Below are 20224 nucleotides of genomic sequence, written 5' to 3'. Positions count from 1 at the left end.
ATCTCTCCATTCCTGCTCGCCCGTGCGGGCTTTGAATTAAGTTAGCGCTGCAACCCGTTGGGGTTACGCGTATTTCTTCTGGACTTCCTGAGCGACCGCGGTGGGGACCGGCTCGTAGTGATCGAACTGCATCGTATAGGCCGCGCGGCCCTGGCTCATCGAGCGCAAATTGTCGACGTATTTGAACATGTTGGCGAGCGGCACCATGGCGTTCACAACCACCGCCACGCCGCGCGATTCCTGGCCCTGAATCTGGCCGCGACGGCCGTTCAGATCACCGATGACGCTGCCGACATAATCTTCCGGCGTCACCACTTCGACCTTCATGATCGGCTCGAGCAGCTGCACGCCAAGCTTGGGCGCCGCTTCACGGAAGCAGGCACGGCCGGCGATTTCGAAGGCGAGCACCGAGGAGTCGACATCATGGTAGGCGCCGTCGATCAGCGTCGCCTTGACGCCGATCATCGGGAAGCCGGCGAACGGGCCAGAGGTCATGACGCTGTTGATGCCCTTTTCGACACCGGGGATGTATTCCTTCGGCACTGCGCCGCCGACGATCTTGGATTCGAACAGGAATTCACTGCTTTCCGGATTCGGTTCGAACAGGATCTTGACACGGGCGAACTGGCCGGTGCCGCCGGTCTGCTTCTTGTGGGTGTAGTCCTGCTCGTGCCTGCGGGTGATCGTCTCGCGATAGGCCACCTGCGGCGCGCCAACATTGGCCTCGACCTTGAACTCGCGACGCATGCGGTCGACGATGATGTCGAGGTGGAGTTCGCCCATGCCGGAGATGATCGTCTGGCCGCTTTCCTCGTCGGTCTTGACGCGGAAGGACGGGTCCTCGGCGGCCAGGCGATGCAGCGCAAGGCCCATCTTTTCCTGGTCGTTCTTGGTCTTCGGCTCGATCGCGATCTGGATGACCGGATCGGGGAATTCCATGCGCTCGAGGATGACCGGATGCAGCGGATCGCAGAGCGTGTCGCCAGTCGTCGTGTCCTTGAGGCCGGCCAAAGCGACGATGTCGCCGGCGAAAGCCTCTTCGACGTCAGCGCGCGAATTCGCATGCATCTGCAGCATGCGGCCGATGCGCTCCTTCTTGCCCTTCACCGTATTGTCGACCGAGATGCCCTTGGTGAGCTTGCCCGAATAGATGCGGGCAAAGGTGAGCGATCCGACGAACGGGTCGTTCATGATCTTGAAGGCGAGCATCGACAGCGGCTCGCTGTCGTCGGCGTGACGCTCGATCTCGGCGTCGGTCTTTGCGTCGACGCCCTTGATGGCCGGAACGTCGGCCGGCGACGGCAGATATTCGACGACTGCGTCGAGCAGCGGCTGCACGCCCTTGTTCTTGAAGGCCGAGCCGCAGAACATCGGGTAGAACTTCACCGCGATGGTGCCCTTGCGGATCAGGGCGCGGATCTCGTCATTGCTGGGCATCTTGCCTTCGAGGTAATTCTCGAGCGCCGTCTCGTCCATTTCGACGGCGGCCTCGATCATCTTCTCGCGATATTCTTCGGCACGTGCCTTGAGGTCGTCCGGGATCTCGACGACGTCCCAGGCGGCGCCGAGCGTCTCGTCGCGCCAGACCAGCGCGTTCATCTCGACGAGATCGACGACACCCTTGAACTCGGTCTCGGCGCCGATCGGCAGCTGCATGACGACAGCCTGCGCACCGAGGCGCGAGCCGATCATTTCGACCGAGCGATAGAAATCCGCGCCGATCTTGTCCATCTTGTTGCAGAAGATCATGCGCGGCACGCGGTACTTGTCGGCCTGGCGCCAGACGGTCTCCGTCTGCGGCTCGACACCGGCGTTGGCGTCGAGCAGCGCAATGGCGCCGTCGAGCACGCGCAGCGAACGCTCGACCTCGATGGTGAAGTCGACGTGGCCGGGAGTGTCGATGATGTTGAAGCGGTGCATCTTGCCGTCACGAGCCTTCCAGAAGGTCGTGGTCGCGGCGGACGTGATGGTGATGCCGCGTTCCTGCTCCTGCTCCATCCAGTCCATGGTCGCAGCGCCGTCATGGACTTCGCCGATCTTGTGCGACTTGCCCGTGTAGTAGAGGACGCGCTCGGTGGTCGTCGTCTTGCCGGCGTCGATATGCGCCATGATACCGAAATTGCGGTAGTCTTCGATTTTATATTCACGGGCCATGGGAGGTGCCTCTTCAGTCTCGTTCGCGCTTTACCAGCGGTAGTGCGCGAAGGCGCGGTTGGCTTCTGCCATCTTGTGGGTGTCTTCACGCTTCTTGACGGCGGTGCCGCGGTTGTTGGCCGCGTCCATCAGCTCGCCGGAGAGGCGGTCGACCATCGTGGTCTCGTTGCGGTTGCGGGCGGCGGCGATCAGCCAGCGGATGGCCAGCGCCTGACGACGCTCGGGGCGCACGTCGACCGGAACCTGGTAGGTGGCGCCGCCGACGCGGCGCGAACGCACTTCCACATGCGGCGCGACATTGTCGAGCGCCTGATGGAAGACGGTGACCGGCTCCTGCTTGGTCTTGGACTGGACCTGGTCGAGCGCGCCGTAGACGATGGTCTCGGCAACCGACTTCTTGCCGTCATACATGACGGCGTTCATGAATTTGGTGACGATCAGATCGCCGAACTTCGGGTCCGGATTGATCTCACGCTTTTCTGCACTGTGACGACGGGACATTTTTTCTCTGCCTCAATTCTGCGTGGTGGCCTGGATCCCGGATCGTCGCCTGGCGCCGTCCGGGATGACCTTGGCTACGCTTCGGTCACTTCGGACGCTTGGCGCCGTATTTCGAACGGCGCTGCTTGCGGTTCTTCACACCCTGCGTGTCGAGCACGCCGCGGATGATATGGTAGCGGACGCCCGGAAGATCCTTGACGCGGCCGCCGCGGATCATCACCACCGAGTGCTCCTGAAGGTTGTGGCCTTCGCCGGGGATGTAGCCGATCACTTCAAAACCATTGGTCAGGCGGATCTTGGCCACCTTGCGCAGCGCCGAGTTCGGCTTCTTCGGCGTCGTTGTGTAGACGCGCGTGCAGACGCCCCGCTTCTGCGGGTTCTGCTGCATGGCCGGGACCTTGTTGCGCTTCACCGGCGCAATGCGCGGCTTGCGGATCAGCTGGTTGACGGTAGGCATTAAACCCTCTTGTCTCTCAATTCCGTGTCTTGCCCGGTCAGGGCCGCTCAAAGCGTCATTTCCATACGCAAAGTCGGGCCACAAACCGCGCCTCGCGGTCTTGCCCGAACAAATGGCAGAGGAAGCGGAAACCGCTTCATGCACGCCGGAAATGTCTTTTCGCTCGTAAAACGAACCCTGTTTGAGGCAAACTCCAAAGCGTGTCGCTTCGGAAGGGAGAGCCTCACATCGGTTCTGACTGGGCGGCTTCTACTCGCAAGCCTGTTGCCCGTCAACCCCGGAGCACCAAATATTACGCTGAAACCGAGGCTTGGCAGCCATGCGAAAAGCGCATGTAATTTTCTTTCGCCATTTTGCAAGAGCAAGGAAGAAAGTGACCGGCCCTCGGCTGTTGCATAGCCACGCTTCATGCGAAAAAGCGACATGAACAGCGCAAATCCCCTCGCCCGGAGGAATCGGCCCGTGAACGACAATGATGAGCGCCCGGTCACCATCATCACCGGCCGGGCGTGGAAAAGAAAGGGCGGCAAGCCGGAAGGCGTCCACCTCATGCTGGTCGCGCCCGACGACGATTCGGCGGTGCGCCGGGCGCTCGAATCACTCGCGGCCGAAGGCTACGCCGAGGCGGAGCTCGACCAGATCGGCGACTTGGACGGCGTGCCCGACGAAGAGCCGCATTTGTCGGCCTATCAGGGCGCGCTCGAAGGCGAAGTGTCGATCGTCACCTTCGACGTGCCGCTGTGACCAGCCATGCCCCTGGCCGTCGCGGTTTGGGGCCGTCGCGGTCTGGGGCCGTCGCGGTCTGGCACTGCTTGCCCGGCATCGGTTCTCTGTTAAGAACCAAGCGCAATATCAACCTGCGGAGTTCCCATGTCCCTGAATAGCGGTCCCATCAAGCTCGGCATCGTCGGCGTGGGAAAGATTGTTCGCGACCAGCACCTGCCGGCCCTGGCCAAGGACCGTGACTACCTGCTCACCGCCGCCGCCAGCCGGCACGGCAAGGTGGACGGCATCGCGAATTTTCCTGATATCGAGGCGATGCTCGACGCCGTGCCGGAGCTCGAGGCCGTATCGCTCTGCATGCCGCCGCAGTTCCGCTACGACGCCGCGCGGACGGCGCTGGAAGCAAAAAAGCATGTTTTTCTGGAAAAGCCACCCGGCGCCACGGTCAGCGAGGTCGAAGACCTGAAAGCACTGGCCGCGGCAAACGGCGTCTCGCTGTTCGCCAGCTGGCATTCGCGCTATGCGCCGGCGGTGGAAGCGGCGCGCGCATTTTTAGGCTCGACCCAGATCAGGTCGGCCGCCATCAACTGGAAGGAGGACGTGCGCCGCTGGCACCCGAACCAGGACTGGATCTGGGCGCCGGGCGGCTTCGGCGTCTTCGATCCCGGCATCAACGCGCTGTCGATCGCGACCCACATATTGCCGGCGATGTTCATCAGCTCGGCAATCCTCGATTTTCCCGAAAACCGTGCAGCCCCGATCGCCGCGCACATCGCCTTCCGCACCTCGAACGGCTTGCCGGTGGCGATGGAACTCGACTGGCGCCAGACCGGCCCGCAAAGCTGGGACATCCTGGCCGAGACGGACAAGGGCGCGATGGTGCTTTCGGGCGGCGGCGCAAAACTCGCGGTCGACGGCCGCATCGTTCACGACGAGCCGGAAGCCGAATATCCGATGCTCTACAAGCGCTTCGCCGAGATCGTGCGCGCCGGCGTTCCCGACGTCGATCTCGCTCCGTTGCAACATGTCGCCGACGCTTTTATGCTCGGCAAGCGCAATGTGGTGGAAGCGTTTTTCGATTGACGCCGCGGCGCTGCAAGGAGTGGCCTTCTCCGGTCCTGACATTCTGCAATCGCCGCGCCGCCCCTCATCTGGCTGCCGCCATCTTCTCCCCGTGAACGGGGAGAAGGACGCCGTCATCAAAGATTTCGCCAATCTCCACCGTCGCAGAAAGAGCGCCAAGGTTGCGGCCAGCTTCTTTCTCCCCGTTTACGGGGAGAAATGCCCGGCAGGGCAATGAGGGGCGGCGCCGGACGATCGAAACAAGTCGCAACACTCGACGACGCCTCCTCCAGTTCGTCGCCAACTCAACATGCAAAAAAGCCGCCGGGTTGCCCCGACGGCTTCGTTGCCTGAGATCTGTACCCGCCGCGCTTACTGCGCGGCGGAAGCCATGTCGGTCAGCATCGGGTCGGCGACCTCGACGCCCGACGCCTTGCGGCGCTCGTCGATGATCAGCTCGTCACGCGAGGTGGCGATGCGCCGGATCTGGCTCATCGTGCCGCCGGTGCCGGCCGGGATCAGACGGCCGACGATGACGTTTTCCTTCAGCCCCTGCAGCATGTCCGTCTTGCCGGCAACCGCCGCTTCGGTCAGCACCCTGGTCGTCTCCTGGAAGGAGGCGGCCGAGATGAAGGACGGCGTCTGCAGCGAGGCCTTGGTGATGCCCAACAGCACCGGCTGGCCTTCGGCCGGCTTCTTGCCGTCCTCGACCAGGCGCTCGTTGACCTCTTCCAGCTCGATCACGTCGACGTGGTCGCCCGGAATGTAGGTCGAGTCGCCCTGCGCAGTGATCTCGACCTTCTGCAGCATCTGGCGAACGATCACCTCGATGTGCTTGTCGTTGATCGACACGCCCTGCAGACGGTAGACCTCCTGGATCTCGTTGACGAGGTAGGAGGCAAGCGCCTCAACGCCCTTGATCGCCAGGATGTCGTGCGGCGCCGGATTGCCGTCGAGGATGTAGTCGCCCTTCTCGATGACGTCGCCGTCCTGGAGATGGAACGGCTTGCCTTTCGGGATCAGGTATTCGACCGGCTCAAGCGTCGAGTCATGTGGCTCGATGATGATGCGACGCTTGTTCTTGTAGTCGCGGCCGAAGCGGATCGTGCCATCGATCTCGGCGATGATGGCGTGATCCTTCGGACGGCGTGCCTCGAACAGTTCGGCAACACGCGGCAGACCGCCGGTGATGTCTTTGGTCTTGGCGCTTTCCATCGGGATACGCGCCAGCACGTCGCCGGGGCGAACCTGTGCACCCGGCTCGACCGACAGAATGGCCTCGACCGAGAGCAGGAAGCGAGCGTCGCCGCCCTTCGACAGTTTGCCGACCTTGCCCTTGGCGTCCTGGACTACGATCGCCGGCTTGAGGTCGTTGCCGCGCGGCGTCGAACGCCAGTCGATGACCTCGCGCTTGGTGATGCCGGTCGATTCGTCGGCCGTTTCCTGGACGGAAATGCCGTCGACCAGATCCTCGAACGCCACCTTGCCCTCGATTTCGGTGAGGACCGGGCGGGTATAGGGATCCCACTCGGCGATGCGCTGGCCGCGCTTCACCTTGTCGCCATCGTCCACGAAGATGCGCGAACCATAGGTGAGGCGGTGCGTGGCGCGCTCCTTGCCGGCCTCGTCGAGGATCAGCACGGCCATATTGCGGCCCATGACCATCTGCTGGCCGTCGGAGTTGCGCACCACGTTGCGGTTGCGGATCTCGACCTTGCCCTCATACGAGGCTTCAAGGAACGACGAGTCCACCACCTGCGCCGTGCCGCCCATGTGGAAGGTACGCATGGTGAGCTGGGTGCCCGGCTCGCCGATCGACTGCGCCGCGATGACGCCGACAGCCTCGCCCTGGTTGACCGGGGTGCCGCGGGCCAGATCGCGTCCGTAGCAGACCGCGCAGACACCGACCCTGACGTCGCAGGTCAGCGCCGAGCGGATGCGGACCGACTGGACGCCGGCCTTTTCGATCTGCTCGACGTCGCGTTCGTCCATCAGGGTTCCGGCCTTGACCAGAACCTCACCGGTGACCGGATGCGTGATGTCGTCGAGCGCCGTGCGGCCGAGAACCCGCTGGCCGACGGAAGCGACGACCTGGCCGGCATCGACGATCGGCTGCATGGTGAGGCCCTTGTCGGTGCCGCAGTCGACGGAGTTGACGATGCAGTCCTGCGCCACGTCGACCAGACGACGGGTGAGGTAACCCGAGTTCGCCGTCTTCAAGGCGGTGTCGGCCAGACCCTTGCGGGCGCCGTGGGTCGAGTTGAAGTACTCGAGCACGGTCAGGCCTTCCTTGAAGTTCGAGATGATCGGCGTTTCGATGATCTCGCCGCTCGGCTTGGCCATCAGGCCGCGCATACCAGCAAGCTGGCGCATCTGGGTGGGCGAGCCGCGCGCACCGGAGTGCGACATCATGTAGATCGAGTTCATCGGCTTTTGACGGCCATTGTCCTCGAACTCGACCGCCTTGATGCGAGCCATCATCTCGTCGGCGACCTTTTCCGAGCACTTGGCCCAAGCGTCGACGACCTTGTTGTACTTCTCGCCCTGGGTGATCAGGCCGTCATTGTACTGCTGCTCGTATTCCTTGGCCAAGGCCTCGGTGTCGGAAACCAGCTTGATCTTGGCATCCGGGATCAGCATGTCGTCCTTGCCGAACGAAATGCCGGCGCGGCAGGCGTGGCTGAAGCCGAGGGCCATGATGCGATCGCAGAAAATGACCGTCTCCTTCTGACCGCAATGGCGGTAGACGGTGTCGATCATCTTGGAGATGTTCTTCTTGGTCATCTCCTGGTTGGCGGTCTCGTACGGCACATTGACGTTCTTCGGCAGAAGCTCGCCGATGATCATGCGGCCGGGCGTGGTGTCGTAGATCTTCGACACGACCTTGCCGTCCGCATCGACCGAGCGGAAGCGGCCCTTGATCTTGGAGTGCAGCGTCACCGCCTTGGTCTCGAGCGCGTGCTGGAGTTCGCCCATGTCGGCAAACACCATGCCCTCGCCCGGCTCGTTCTGGTTGACGATCGAGAGATAGTAGAGACCCAGGACCATGTCCTGCGACGGCACGATGATCGGCGCGCCGGAAGCCGGGTGCAGGATGTTGTTGGTCGACATCATCAGCACGCGGGCTTCAAGCTGTGCTTCCAGCGACAGCGGCACGTGAACCGCCATCTGGTCGCCGTCGAAGTCGGCGTTGAAGGCCGTGCAGACCAGCGGGTGAAGCTGGATCGCCTTGCCTTCGATCAGAATCGGCTCGAACGCCTGGATGCCGAGGCGGTGCAGCGTCGGCGCACGGTTCAGAAGCACCGGATGCTCGCGAATAACCTCGTCGAGGATATCCCAGACCTCCGGACGCTCCTTCTCGACCAGCTTCTTCGCCTGCTTGACGGTCGAGGAATAACCCTTGGCGTCGAGACGGGCATAGATGAAGGGCTTGAACAGTTCGAGCGCCATCTTCTTCGGCAGGCCGCACTGGTGCAGCTTGAGCTCCGGACCGGTCACGATGACCGAGCGGCCGGAATAGTCGACGCGCTTGCCGAGCAGGTTCTGGCGGAACCGGCCCTGCTTGCCCTTCAGCATGTCGGACAGCGACTTCAGCGGACGCTTGTTGGCGCCGGTGATGACGCGGCCGCGACGGCCGTTGTCGAACAGCGCGTCGACGGCTTCCTGCAGCATGCGCTTTTCATTGCGCACGATGATGCCGGGCGCGCGCAGCTCGATCAGCCGCTTCAGACGGTTGTTGCGGTTGATGACGCGGCGATAGAGATCGTTGAGATCGGACGTGGCGAAGCGGCCGCCGTCCAGGGGAACCAGCGGGCGCAGGTCCGGCGGGATCACCGGCACCACCTTCATGATCATCCATTCCGGACGGTTGCCGGACTCCATGAAGTTCTCGACGACCTTGAGCCGCTTCAGATACTTCTTCTGCTTGAGCTCGGATGTAGTCGAAGCCAGCTCCGAACGCAGGTCGCCGGCGATCTTCTCCAGGTCCATGCCGGCCAGAAGGTCGTGGATGGCCTCGGCGCCGATCATGGCGGTGAACGAATCCTCGCCATATTCGTCGACGGCCATCATGTACTCTTCCTCGCTAAGGAGCTGGTGCTCCTTCAGCGCGGTCAGGCCGGGCTCGGTGACGATGTAGTTCTCGAAGTAGAGAACGCGCTCGATGTCCTTCAGCGTCATGTCGAGCAGCGTGCCGATACGCGACGGCAGCGACTTCAGGAACCAGATATGGGCGACGGGCGCGGCCAGCTCGATATGGCCCATGCGCTCGCGACGGACGCGCGACAGCGTGACTTCGACGCCGCACTTCTCGCAGATGACGCCCTTGTACTTCATGCGCTTGTACTTGCCGCACAGGCATTCGTAGTCCTTGATCGGACCGAAAATACGCGCGCAGAACAGGCCGTCGCGCTCCGGCTTGAAGGTGCGGTAGTTGATGGTCTCCGGCTTCTTGATCTCGCCGAACGACCAGGACAGAATCTTCTCAGGGCTGGCGAGCGAGATCCGGATGGAATCGAACACCTGCGCAGGCGCCTGGGGATTGAAGAGATTCATGACCTCTTGGTTCATGCCGTTCTCCTTTTCGGGGTCATCGAAACCCCTTGCATCTAGCGCGGGCCAAACGCCCGCCGACTTGGTCGACCATCGGTCGAAAATTTGGTGCGCTCGGTCGCGGGAGCCCTCTCCCGCGACCAAGCGTCTTGCTTATTCGGCCGCGTCGGGCAGCCGGATCGGGTTGTCGTCGAGCTTGGTGTTCTCCAGCTCGACATTGAGGCCCAGAGACCGCATTTCCTTGACGAGAACGTTGAAGCTCTCGGGGATGCCGGCCTCGAAGGTGTCGTCGCCTCTGACGATAGCCTCATAGACCTTGGTGCGGCCGGCGACGTCGTCCGACTTCACCGTCAGCATCTCCTGCAGCGTGTAGGCGGCGCCGTACGCTTCGAGAGCCCAGACCTCCATCTCGCCGAAGCGCTGGCCACCGAACTGCGCCTTGCCGCCCAGCGGCTGCTGGGTAACGAGCGAGTACGGCCCAATCGAACGCGCGTGGATCTTGTCGTCCACAAGATGGTGAAGCTTGAGCATATATATGTAGCCCATCGTCACTTTGCGATCGAACGGCTCGCCGGTGCGTCCGTCATAGAGCTGCGACTGACCGCTGGTGTGCAGGCCCGCCTGCTCCAGCATGATGTTGATGTCGGCCTCGTGCGCGCCGTCGAACACCGGTGTCGCGATGGAGACGCCGCGGCGCATCTGCTCGCTGAGGCGAACGACGCTCTCGTCGTCATAGTCGCGGACCGGCTCGTTGCGGTCGTTGGCCGGCATGAAGCTCTCGAGGGTCTTGCGCAGCGGCTTGATGTCGCCGCCTGTCTTGTACGCGTCGATCAGCTCGCCGATCTTCCTGCCCATTCCGGCGCAAGCCCAGCCCAGATGCGTCTCCAGAATCTGGCCGACATTCATGCGGCTCGGCACACCCAGCGGGTTGAGCACGATATCGGCATGCGTGCCGTCCTCGAGGAACGGCATGTCCTCGACCGGAACGATCCGCGACACGACACCCTTGTTGCCGTGCCGGCCGGCCATCTTGTCGCCGGGCTGCATCTTGCGCTTCACGGCCACGAAGACCTTGACCATCTTCATGACGCCGGGAGGCATCTCGTCGCCGCGCTGCACCTTCTCGACCTTGTCCATGAAGCGCTGTTCGAGCGCCTTCTTGGAATCGTCGTACTGGCCGCGCAGGGCTTCCAGTTCGCTCTGGAGCTTTTCGTTCTCCACCGCAAACTGCCACCACTGCGAACGCGGATACTCGTCGAGCGTGTCCTTCGACAGCTTCGAGCCCTTCTTGAAACCCTTCGGCCCGGCAATCGCATCCTTGCCGACGAGAACGTCGGACAGGCGCGAATAGACGTTGCGGTCGAGGATCGCCTGCTCGTCGTCGCGGTCCTTGGCGAGGCGTTCGATCTCCTCGCGTTCGATCGCCATGGCGCGCTCGTCCTTCTCCACGCCGTGGCGGTTGAAGACGCGCACTTCGACGACGGTGCCGAAGGTTCCGGGCGGCATGCGCATGGAGGTGTCACGCACGTCCGATGCCTTTTCGCCAAAAATGGCGCGCAGAAGCTTTTCTTCCGGCGTCATCGGGCTTTCACCCTTCGGCGTGATCTTGCCGACCAGGATGTCGCCCGGCTGCACTTCGGCACCGATATAGACGATGCCGGCCTCGTCGAGGTTCTTCAGCGCTTCTTCCGAGACGTTGGGGATGTCGCGGGTGATTTCCTCCGGCCCGAGCTTGGTATCGCGCGCCATGACCTCGAACTCCTCGATGTGGATCGAGGTGAAGACGTCATCGGCGACGATGCGCTCGGACAAGAGGATCGAGTCCTCGTAGTTGTAACCGTTCCACGGCATGAACGCGACCAGCACGTTGCGGCCGAGCGCCAGATCGCCGAGCTCGGTCGACGGACCGTCGGCGATGATGTCGCCCTTGTTGACCAGGTCGCCCATGCGCACCAGCGGACGCTGGTTGATGCAGGTGTTCTGGTTCGAACGCTGGAACTTCATCAGCCGGTAGATGTCGACGCCCGACTTGCCGGGATCGAGATCTTCGGTGGCGCGGATGACGATACGCGTCGCGTCGACCTGGTCGACGATGCCGCCGCGGCGGGCGCCGATGGCGGCGCCGGAGTCACGGGCGACGATCGGCTCCATGCCGGTGCCGACGAACGGCGCTTCGGCGCGCACCAGCGGCACGGCCTGACGCTGCATGTTCGAGCCCATCAGCGCGCGGTTGGCGTCGTCGTTCTCGAGGAACGGGATCAGGGCCGCGGCCACCGACACCATCTGCTTCGGCGACACGTCCATCAGATCGACGTTTTCGCGCGGCGCCATCATCACTTCGCCGGCATTGCGGCAAATGACGAATTCGTCGACGAAACCACCATTCTTGTCGAGCTCGGCATTGGCCTGCGCGACGTGGTGCTTGGCCTCTTCCATCGCGGAGAGATAGACGACCTCATTGGTCAACTTGCCGTTGACGATCTTGCGGTACGGGCTCTCGATGAAGCCATACTTGTTGACGCGCGCAAAGGTGGCCAGCGAGTTGATCAGACCGATGTTCGGGCCTTCCGGCGTCTCGATCGGGCAGATGCGGCCGTAATGCGTCGGGTGCACGTCGCGCACCTCGAAGCCGGCGCGCTCGCGGGTCAGGCCACCGGGTCCAAGCGCCGAGAGACGGCGCTTGTGGGTGATCTCCGACAGCGGGTTGGTCTGGTCCATGAACTGCGACAACTGCGAGGAACCGAAGAACTCGCGCACGGCGGCAGCCGCCGGCTTGGCGTTGATCAGGTCCTGCGGCATCACCGTATCGATCTCGATCGAGGACATGCGTTCCTTGATCGCGCGCTCCATGCGCAAGAGGCCGACGCGGTACTGGTTCTCCATCAGTTCGCCGACCGAGCGCACGCGGCGATTGCCGAGATTGTCGATGTCGTCGATCTCGCCCTTGCCATCGCGCAGTTCGACCAGCGTCTTGACCACGGCCAGGATGTCGTCCTTGCGCAGCACGCGCACGGTGTCCTCGGCCTTGAGCTCGAGGCGCATGTTCATCTTGACGCGGCCGACGGCCGACAGGTCATAACGCTCGCTGTCGAAGAACAGCGAGTTGAACATGGCTTCGGCGGTTTCCAGCGTCGGCGGCTCGCCGGGGCGCATGACACGGTAGATGTCGAACAGCGCGTCCTGGCGGCTCTCGTTCTTGTCGACGTTGAGCGTGTTGCGGATATAGGCGCCGACATTGACGTGGTCGATGTCGAGAACCTTGATCTCGTCGTCGCCGGCGGCGAGAAGCACTTTTAGCGTCTTTTCGTCGATCTCGTCGCCGGCCTCGAGGAAAATCTCGCCGGTCGCATAGTTGACGATGTCCTCGGCAAGGTAGTTGCCGAGCAGATCCTCGTCGGTCGCCTTGATCGCCTTGAGACCCTTTTCGCCGAGCTGACGGGCCTGGCGTGCGGTGATCTTCTTGCCGGCCTCGACGACGACCTCGTTGGTGTCTGCATCGATCAGGTCGCCGACAGCCTTGAGGCCGCGGAAACGCTCGACGTTGAACGGGATGCGCCAGTGGTCGCCGGCGCGCTTGTAGGTGATCTTGTTGTAGAAGGTCGACAAGATCTCCTCGGCATCCATGCCGAGCGCCATCAGCAGCGATGTCACCGGAATCTTGCGGCGGCGGTCGATGCGGGCGTGCACGACGTCCTTCGAGTCGAACTCGATGTCGAGCCACGATCCGCGATAGGGGATGACGCGCGCGGCAAACAGCAGCTTGCCCGACGAGTGCGACTTGCCCTTGTCATGGTCGAAGAAGACGCCCGGCGAACGGTGCATCTGCGAGACGATGACGCGCTCGGTGCCATTGACGATGAAGGTGCCGTTCAAGGTCATGAGCGGCATGTCGCCCATATAGACGTCCTGCTCCTTGATGTCCTTGATCGACTTGGCGCCGGTATCCTCGTCGATATCGAACACGATGAGGCGCAGCGTCACCTTGAGTGGCGCGGCATAGGTCAGGTCGCGCTGACGGCATTCGTCAACGTCGAATTTCGGTGCTTCGAACTCGTACTTCACGAATTCCAGCATCGAGGAGCCGGAAAAGTCGGAGATCGGGAACACCGATTTGAAAACCGCCTGCAGCCCCTCGTCAGGACGCCCGCCCTTGGGCTCCTCGACCATCAGGAACTGGTCATAGGATGCCTTCTGAACCTCGATCAGGTTCGGCATCTCCGCAACTTCCGGAATCTTTCCGAAGAATTTGCGTACGCGTCTGCGGCCATTGAAAGTTTGTGTCTGGGCCATCGTCGCTCCTTAGCTCGATTCTCGGGGCGAGCCTCGCCGCGGCTCGCCTTGCATTCTCGGCCACCTTCGGCGGCGGCCTTTATTTGTTCACCCGCCACCTGTCGGTGGCCGGCCAAAACGGGAGAAAACCCGTTTCCTGAAGGCCGGCTTACGGCCCTCAGGAAAGAGGTTTTCGTACTCTTCGCGTTACGCAGCCTCCCTTCGCGCCAAGGGAGCGGCGGACGGCGCGAAGCCGCCCGCCGATATCAAACGCTTACTTCAGTTCGACCTTGGCGCCGGCTGCTTCCAGCTGGGCCTTGAACTTGTCCGCGTCGGCCTTGGAAACAGCTTCCTTGACCGGCTTCGGAGCCGCCTCGACCAGGTCCTTGGCTTCCTTGAGGCCAAGACCGGTGATGGCGCGAACTTCCTTGATGACGTTGATCTTCTGAGCGCCCGCCTCGGTGAGGACGACGTCGAATTCCGTCTTTTCCTCGACCGGAGCAGCAGCAGCCGCAGCACCGCCGGCGGCAGCAACCGCCACCGGAGCAGCAGCGGAAACGCCCCACTTTTCTTCCAGAAGCTTCGACAGCTCGGCCGCCTCGAGGACGGTCAGCTTCGAAAGGTCGTCTACGATCTTTGCCAGATCAGCCATTGCAATATTCCTTCATAAGGTTCGAACGTGTGTTTGTGATAGCGAGGAACGGCCTCATGCCGCCTCGTCCTTCCGGGCGTAAGCGCCGATGACGCGCGCGACCGAAGCCGCAGGCGCATTGACGATCTGGGCGATCCGGGTTGCCGGCGTGGCGATCATGCCAACCAGCCTGGCGCGCAGCTCATCGAGCGACGGAAGTGTGGCAAGTGCCTTCACACCGTCGGCGTTGAGCGAGGTGGTGCCCATTGCGCCGCCGAGAATGACGAGCTTGTCATTTCCCTTGGCGAAATCGGACGCGACCTTCGGCGCCGCAATCGGATCCTCCGAATAGGCGATCAGCGTCTGTCCCTTGAACAGGTCGATGATCGATGCGGAGTCCGTGCCCTGAAGAGCGATTTTGGCGAGACGGTTCTTCGCGACTTTGACGGTGCCACCGGCGACACGCATTTTCGACCGAAGGTCGTTCATTTGCGCGACGGTAATACCGGCGTAGTGGGCCACGACGACTGAACCAGCGCCCGAAAACGCTTCATTCAGGCCCGTGACGAGTTCGCGTTTTTCCGCTCTGTCCACTGCCTATCTCCAGTTGACCCCAATCCTGTTAACGGGAACATTCCCATTACGAGGACAGGTGTCGGGTTGCCTTTTGCCGGCCGGGCCATCCAGTAACGGATCTCCCGAACGACGCTCGAGGATCCTGCCCCCTTTCGCCACACCAGCCGGCAAGCCGAATGGTGCGCAGACAAAAGGCAAACACGGTTCGAACCTTTCATTGGAGCAGTCGCTCCGTTGTCCGGTCTTCACCCGTCTCATGCAGGCCCACATGAATTAAGGCCCCCCTTGAACCAAGGCCTGGGGCCGCCCGCAATCTCGGACAGGATGTCCGGAAGCCTTCCGACTTCCGGTACCGGGCCGCCAAGATAAATCGGAGGCCCGGAATTCTGTTTGCGGATCAGCCCTTTAGCGGCAGATCCAAATGGTTCGTATCAGGACGCTGCCAGCGTCGAGACGTCGAGCTTGAGGCCAGGGCCCATCGTCGAGGTGACCGACACCTTCTTGACGTAGTTGCCCTTGGCGCCAGCCGGCTTCGCCTTGGTGACCGCGTCAGCGAAGGCGCGAACATTCTCTTCCAGCGCCTTGACGTCGAACGAGATCTTGCCGACGCCGCCATGAACGATGCCGGCCTTCTCGACGCGGAACTCGACCGCGCCACCCTTCGACGCCTTGACGGCGGCGGTAACGTCGGTGGTGACAGTGCCGACCTTCGGGTTCGGCATCATGCCACGCGGGCCGAGCACCTTGCCCAGACGGCCGACCAGCGGCATCATGTCCGGCGTGGCGATGCAGCGATCGAAGTCGATCGTGCCCTTCTGGACGATGTCGACCAGATCCTCGGCGCCAACGATATCGGCGCCGGCCGCCTTGGCTTCCTCGGCCTTGTCGCCACGCGCGAAAACCGCGACGCGGACGGTACGGCCGGTGCCGTTCGGCAGGTTGACCACGCCACGGACCATCTGGTCGGCATGGCGCGGGTCGACACCCAGGTTCATCGCGATTTCAACGGTCTCGTCGAATTTCACCGAGGACCGGTCCTTGAGCAGCTTCAGCGCATCACCCAAGGCATAGGCCTTGTTGGGATCGATGCCTTCGCGGGTCTTCGATACACGCTTTGCAATCTTTGCCATGATCTCAGCCCACCACTTCCAGACCCATCGAGCGGGCGGAGCCCTCGACCATGCGCATGGCCCCCTCGATATCGGTCGCGTTCAGATCCTTCATCTTCTGCTCGGCGATGGCGCGCACCTTGTCGCGGCCGATCGTGCCGGCCTTGACCTTGCCCGGCTCCTTCGAGCCCGACTTCAGGTTTGCGGCCTTCTTCAGGAAGTAGCTCACCGGCGGCGTCTTCATGACGAAGGTGAACGACTTGTCCTGGTAGTAGGTGATCACGACCGGAACCGGCGATCCCTTTTCCATTTCCTGGGTCTGCGCGTTGAACGCCTTGCAGAACTCCATGATGTTGATGCCGCGCTGACCAAGCGCCGGTCCGATCGGGGGCGACGGCGTCGCCGAGCCCGCGGAAACCTGGAGCTTGAGCTGGCCTGCAATTTTCTTAGCCATCTCTTCCTGCCTTCATCTCATGCCGGCCCCAAATCTGGGCAACACCGGCGGTTGCAGTCTGGTGGTGCGGTTCCTGCAGCGGGCTAAAGCCGCATTCGCCTCCCACCCCGTTTTGGCGGCGATTTCCACGCCGCCTCCCTCACCGCCGAATTGGCGACAAGGATTTCGGATCAGCCCTTTTCGACCTGTCCGAATTCGAGATCGACCGGCACGGCGCGCCCGAAGATCGAAACTTCCACCTTGAGCCGCGCCCGCTCCTCGTCCACTTCCTGGACGAAACCGTTGAACGAGGCGAACGGACCGTCCGAGACGCGGATCGCCTCGCCGATCTCGAAAGTGACCGACGGCTTCGGCCGCTCGACGCCTTCCTGCACCTGGTTCAGGATGCGCTGGGCCTCGGCCTCGGTGATCGGCACCGGCTTCGAATCACCCAGGAAGCCGGTGACCTTCGGCGTGTTCTTCACGAGCGAGAACACTGCGTCGGTCAGGTTGGCCTTCAGCAGCACGTAGCCCGGGAAGAACTTGCGCTCGGCATCGACCTTGCGGCCGCGGCGTATCTCGACGACCTTCTCGGTAGGCACCACGATCTGCTCGATGTCAGCGGACAGGCCTTTCTGCTTGGCCTTGTTCTCGATGTCCTCAGCGACCTTTTTTTCAAAGTTCGAATAGGCGTGGACGATGTACCACCGCGCAGTCATTTCAAGGCTTCTCCGTAATCGCCGGACTCAGCGTCCAATGCCCAGAATCTGCTCGACCGCGAGGCCCATGAGCTGATCGGCAGTAAAGAAAAAGATCATCGCGATCACAGCGAACGCCAGAACCATCACCGTCGAGATCATCGTTTCGCGACGCGACGGCCAAGTCACCTTGGCGGTCTCCGCGCGAACCTGCTGGAGAAAGACGAATGGATTTGTGGTTTTCGAAGCCATGTGCCGCTCTGTCTGCAAGACCCGTTGACCGGATCTCCTGGATGATCCCGCTGGCCGGGATGTGCCGCCTGAGCCTGTGTTTGCGCCGAATCAGCGCAATCATTTCGCCCATGCAAATCGGACGCGTAAAGCCGGCTTCCCAGCTCCACGCGTCGCGTGTCTGTTTCGTCTACATAAAACCGATTCTTGATCCACGCAAGTGGCAAGTGTCCGCTTTATGCCAAACGCCGCCTCGGAACCATCCAGTCGTCCCGTTCCGGCTATGGCGCTCTTATGCCTCAAGACAGCCTATATGGCAAGCCACCGCGCGATTTTCAAAAGGTCGATGCGCGGAAGACCAGAAATTTTTTCATGAATTGGCCATTTCGAAAAATGGCACGGGCAGCAGGGCTCGAACCTACGACCTGCGGTTTTGGAGACCGCCGCTCTACCAACTGAGCTATGCCCGTATCGCGCGCTGCTATTTCATAAAGCGGACAAGAACTCAAGTCGAGTTTTCATGCGTGGCCGCGCCGGGCTGCAATCGTCGAAATCCAAGGGCCAGCGCCCAGGCGCATATCAGAAGTTCCACGGCAAAAGTCCAATGCAACATGAAGCTCATGACCCAGTTGCGATACATCGCCGGAACCGTGACGAGTTCGAGCGCGCGCCGGTCGAACGGCATTAGCCACATGATAGGCGACGCCACGCTGTCCAGGATCATGTGTATCATTGCGGCGGCAAAGAAGGCGCCGACCGGGGCCAGATATCGCGGATCCCGCCATTTCGCGACCGACAGTGCCACAAGGCCAACCGCTGCCCAGAAGAGCGGCCAGTGCGTGACGTAGGCGTGGTGATGGGTTCGTCCGCCATCGACAAAATGGAAATAGACCATGTCGAGGTCCGGGACGACGCTGCCGAGCATTGCCGCCGCCATGATCCCCGATCTGCCGGGCCAACGGTTTCGTGCGAAAGTACCGAGTATGTAGCCAGCCGGAAGATGAGCGATCAGCATCGTCAAACCTTGTTCATTGCCGAATCGGTCGAACGTCGCGGCGGATTGTGGCGCATTCAGGAAGGACTACCCCGCCTCGCCCTATCGCGCTTGGCTGGGGCGTGACTGCGTCTTACAGCTTGACGGCCGCCTCGGCCTGAACCTCGGACGTCGACACGACGCGGCAATTCTCCGGCATTGGCTGCGACTTGCAGATGGTCGGGCCGGTAAATTCATCGGCCGAACCAAGCCCGGTCGTCAGCCCGACTTTCAGCATCATCCCGGGTTCGAGCTGCCGATGGCGCGAGGCCGGCACCGAGCGCATCGCCACCAGCAGACCGGATCCGACCGCCATATCCCTGAGATAGGTTTTGACCCGCTGCTCCAACCCCATCGAGTGCACGGTCAACTGCGCGCGAGGACCGACAAGGCGCCTGACACCGCCGGCAAGCATGATCGGGCAGGCCGCGCCACACGCGCCGCTCGCATCGATCGTCAGCCCGACATGGACGCCATCCCTGGCGGCGCAATCCGCCTTGTCCGGCTCGCATCCAATGAAGTCCGTCCGCGCAACCGCCACGTCGAGCTTGCGTTCTCGGATCAACCTTCCGGCGGCCAGAGCGCCGAGCACGTCGCCTCCCGGCGAGTTGATCACCACGGGCAGTCGCCGGTCACCGATCGTGTCCAGCAGTTGGCGCAGCCGTTCCGGCGTTCGAGCGCTGATCGTGCCTTCCGCCGAGATCCATTCGGGACAGTTGGGATCGCAGAGAAAACTTCTGCCGCGAACCAGGACGAAGCGCATATCGCCAACATCGGCCCGCTGCCCGGTTTCAGGTTCGACCGGCGCGGCAGGAGTGGGCTTGGCGTACGCCACCACGTCGCCGGCCGGCGCCGGTATTTCCCTGCAGTTCGCGGCCACCGGATCGGTGTTGCACAGGGTTGGCGCGGTCAGCAGGTCGACGGCATCCAGGCTGGTCACCAGCTTCGCCTGCAGCATGTCGTAGGGAGCCAGCTGCTGGATGCTGCTGGCCGGCGTGTTCTTCATCGTCTCGAGCACGGCCTGGCCGACGCCCATTTCGTTCAGATAGGCAGCCAGTCTTTTCTCCACCGACCTGCTCATCTCGTAGGTCTTGTAGCTGCCGGCGTTCTTGCGGCCGACGATCTTCTTGCTGAGGATCTTCTTCTTGCCTCCGACCACGCGATAGGTGGTCCGGTACTGCAATTTTGTGCGGATGAAGGTCGTGGTGATCTGATGCACGCCGAGAAAGGCCCATTGCCCGACGACGCGCCTGATGCCGCCGGCAAACATCAGTGGACAGGCGGAATTGCAGATGGCGCCGCTGGCATAGGCATTGCCGAAATAGCGAGCGCCCTTGCCGTCGTTCTCCTTGCAGTCCTTGGCATCGGGCTGGCAACCGGTGAACCGGGTTTTGCCAACCGCGATATCGAGCTTGTTCTTGCGCAGCAGCCGGCCAAGCGCCAGCGCCGCTTCGACGTTGCCGCCGGGAGAATCCACGACAACGGGCAGTTTTCGGCCACCAAGCCCCTTGAGCGTGCGCTTGAACAGGGTCGGCGTGCCGGCCTCTATCGAGCCTTCAGCCGATATCCATTCCGGGCAGGTCGGTTCGCAACCAGGCGCGCTGCTGCGGACGACGACAAACCGCATCGTCGGACTAAGATCCGGCCCGGATTTTTTGGTGTTCGCCGCCAAGGCAGCGTGTTCCATGACCAGGAACGACGCCAGGCAGATCACCATCCACCATGCCTGGCCATTCAGACGGTGCCACGAAACCATTCGGGAAGCCCCCCGCAATGCGACCTATAGTAGTTCAGCT

Annotated in this window: 16 protein-coding genes and 1 tRNA gene; 3 read left to right on the top strand and 14 right to left on the bottom strand. The window is 62.4% G+C overall.

Annotation, left to right across the window (positions count from 1 at the left end; translation table 11 throughout):
• Positions 1-63 precede the first annotated feature (63 nt).
• The 3 genes from fusA to rpsL all read right to left on the bottom strand — a co-directional run bounded on the left by fusA (position 64) and on the right by rpsL (position 3112).
• Positions 64-2154, bottom strand: a complete 2091-nt coding sequence (gene fusA / locus AC0L3O_RS28565; protein WP_023798114.1) for an elongation factor G — start codon at positions 2152-2154, stop codon at positions 64-66.
• 30 nt (positions 2155-2184) lie between these two features.
• Positions 2185-2655, bottom strand: a complete 471-nt coding sequence (gene rpsG, locus AC0L3O_RS28560; RefSeq protein WP_008875664.1) for a 30S ribosomal protein S7 — start codon at positions 2653-2655, stop codon at positions 2185-2187.
• Between the two features lie 85 nt (positions 2656-2740).
• Positions 2741-3112, bottom strand: a complete 372-nt coding sequence (gene rpsL / locus AC0L3O_RS28555) for a 30S ribosomal protein S12 (RefSeq protein ID WP_006333356.1) — start codon at positions 3110-3112, stop codon at positions 2741-2743.
• 462 nt (positions 3113-3574) lie between these two features.
• Here rpsL and AC0L3O_RS28550 point away from each other — a divergent pair, with 462 nt between their 5' ends.
• From AC0L3O_RS28550 to AC0L3O_RS28540, 3 genes are all read left to right on the top strand, one after another.
• Complete coding sequence (locus AC0L3O_RS28550) at positions 3575-3856, top strand: hypothetical protein (protein WP_023798115.1); 282 nt, start codon at positions 3575-3577, stop codon at positions 3854-3856.
• Between the two features lie 126 nt (positions 3857-3982).
• Positions 3983-4918, top strand: a complete 936-nt coding sequence (locus AC0L3O_RS28545) for a Gfo/Idh/MocA family protein (RefSeq protein WP_473617287.1) — start codon at positions 3983-3985, stop codon at positions 4916-4918.
• Positions 4893-5135 (top strand): hypothetical protein, encoded by a 243-nt coding sequence (locus AC0L3O_RS28540; protein WP_473536164.1) that lies wholly within the window; start codon positions 4893-4895, stop codon positions 5133-5135. Before AC0L3O_RS28545 ends, AC0L3O_RS28540 begins: the two co-directional genes overlap by 26 nt.
• A gap of 134 nt (positions 5136-5269) precedes the next feature.
• On the opposite strand, the gene rpoC is transcribed toward AC0L3O_RS28540, so the two are convergent.
• The 11 genes from rpoC to AC0L3O_RS28485 all read right to left on the bottom strand — a co-directional run bounded on the left by rpoC (position 5270) and on the right by AC0L3O_RS28485 (position 20184).
• Positions 5270-9466 (bottom strand): DNA-directed RNA polymerase subunit beta', encoded by a 4197-nt coding sequence (gene rpoC, locus AC0L3O_RS28535; RefSeq protein ID WP_091591775.1) that lies wholly within the window; start codon positions 9464-9466, stop codon positions 5270-5272.
• A 135-nt stretch (positions 9467-9601) separates the two neighbouring features.
• Positions 9602-13738, bottom strand: coding sequence for a DNA-directed RNA polymerase subunit beta (rpoB, locus tag AC0L3O_RS28530; protein WP_023798118.1), 4137 nt, complete (start codon positions 13736-13738; stop codon positions 9602-9604).
• Positions 13739-13991: 253 nt separating this feature from the next.
• Entirely contained in the window at positions 13992-14369 is a 378-nt protein-coding gene (gene rplL / locus AC0L3O_RS28525; protein WP_023680442.1) for a 50S ribosomal protein L7/L12, read from the bottom strand.
• 54 nt (positions 14370-14423) lie between these two features.
• Positions 14424-14942, bottom strand: a complete 519-nt coding sequence (gene rplJ / locus AC0L3O_RS28520; RefSeq protein WP_023798119.1) for a 50S ribosomal protein L10 — start codon at positions 14940-14942, stop codon at positions 14424-14426.
• Positions 14943-15355: 413 nt separating this feature from the next.
• Complete coding sequence (gene rplA, locus AC0L3O_RS28515) at positions 15356-16054, bottom strand: 50S ribosomal protein L1 (RefSeq protein WP_027155818.1); 699 nt, start codon at positions 16052-16054, stop codon at positions 15356-15358.
• Between the two features lie 4 nt (positions 16055-16058).
• Positions 16059-16487 (bottom strand): 50S ribosomal protein L11, encoded by a 429-nt coding sequence (gene rplK / locus AC0L3O_RS28510; RefSeq protein WP_023798121.1) that lies wholly within the window; start codon positions 16485-16487, stop codon positions 16059-16061.
• Positions 16488-16657: 170 nt separating this feature from the next.
• Positions 16658-17185, bottom strand: coding sequence for a transcription termination/antitermination protein NusG (gene nusG, locus AC0L3O_RS28505; RefSeq protein WP_006333333.1), 528 nt, complete (start codon positions 17183-17185; stop codon positions 16658-16660).
• A gap of 27 nt (positions 17186-17212) precedes the next feature.
• A complete protein-coding gene (gene secE / locus AC0L3O_RS28500) occupies positions 17213-17416 on the bottom strand; it encodes a preprotein translocase subunit SecE (protein ID WP_013531408.1) in 204 nt (67 codons plus the stop codon).
• A gap of 373 nt (positions 17417-17789) precedes the next feature.
• Positions 17790-17865, bottom strand: a tRNA-Trp gene (locus tag AC0L3O_RS28495).
• Positions 17866-17900: 35 nt separating this feature from the next.
• Positions 17901-18410: a metal-dependent hydrolase gene (locus tag AC0L3O_RS28490; RefSeq protein WP_473536158.1), complete on the bottom strand. Its 510-nt coding sequence runs from the start codon at positions 18408-18410 to the stop codon at positions 17901-17903.
• Positions 18411-18522: 112 nt separating this feature from the next.
• Positions 18523-20184 carry a COG3904 family protein gene (locus AC0L3O_RS28485; RefSeq protein ID WP_473617286.1) on the bottom strand — a complete coding sequence of 554 codons (1662 nt, stop codon included), beginning with the start codon at positions 20182-20184 and terminating at the stop codon, positions 18523-18525.
• Positions 20185-20224: the final 40 nt, after the last annotated feature.

The organism is Mesorhizobium sp. WSM4810 (assembly GCF_055811235.1).
This window is presented reverse-complemented; position numbering and strand designations above follow the sequence as displayed.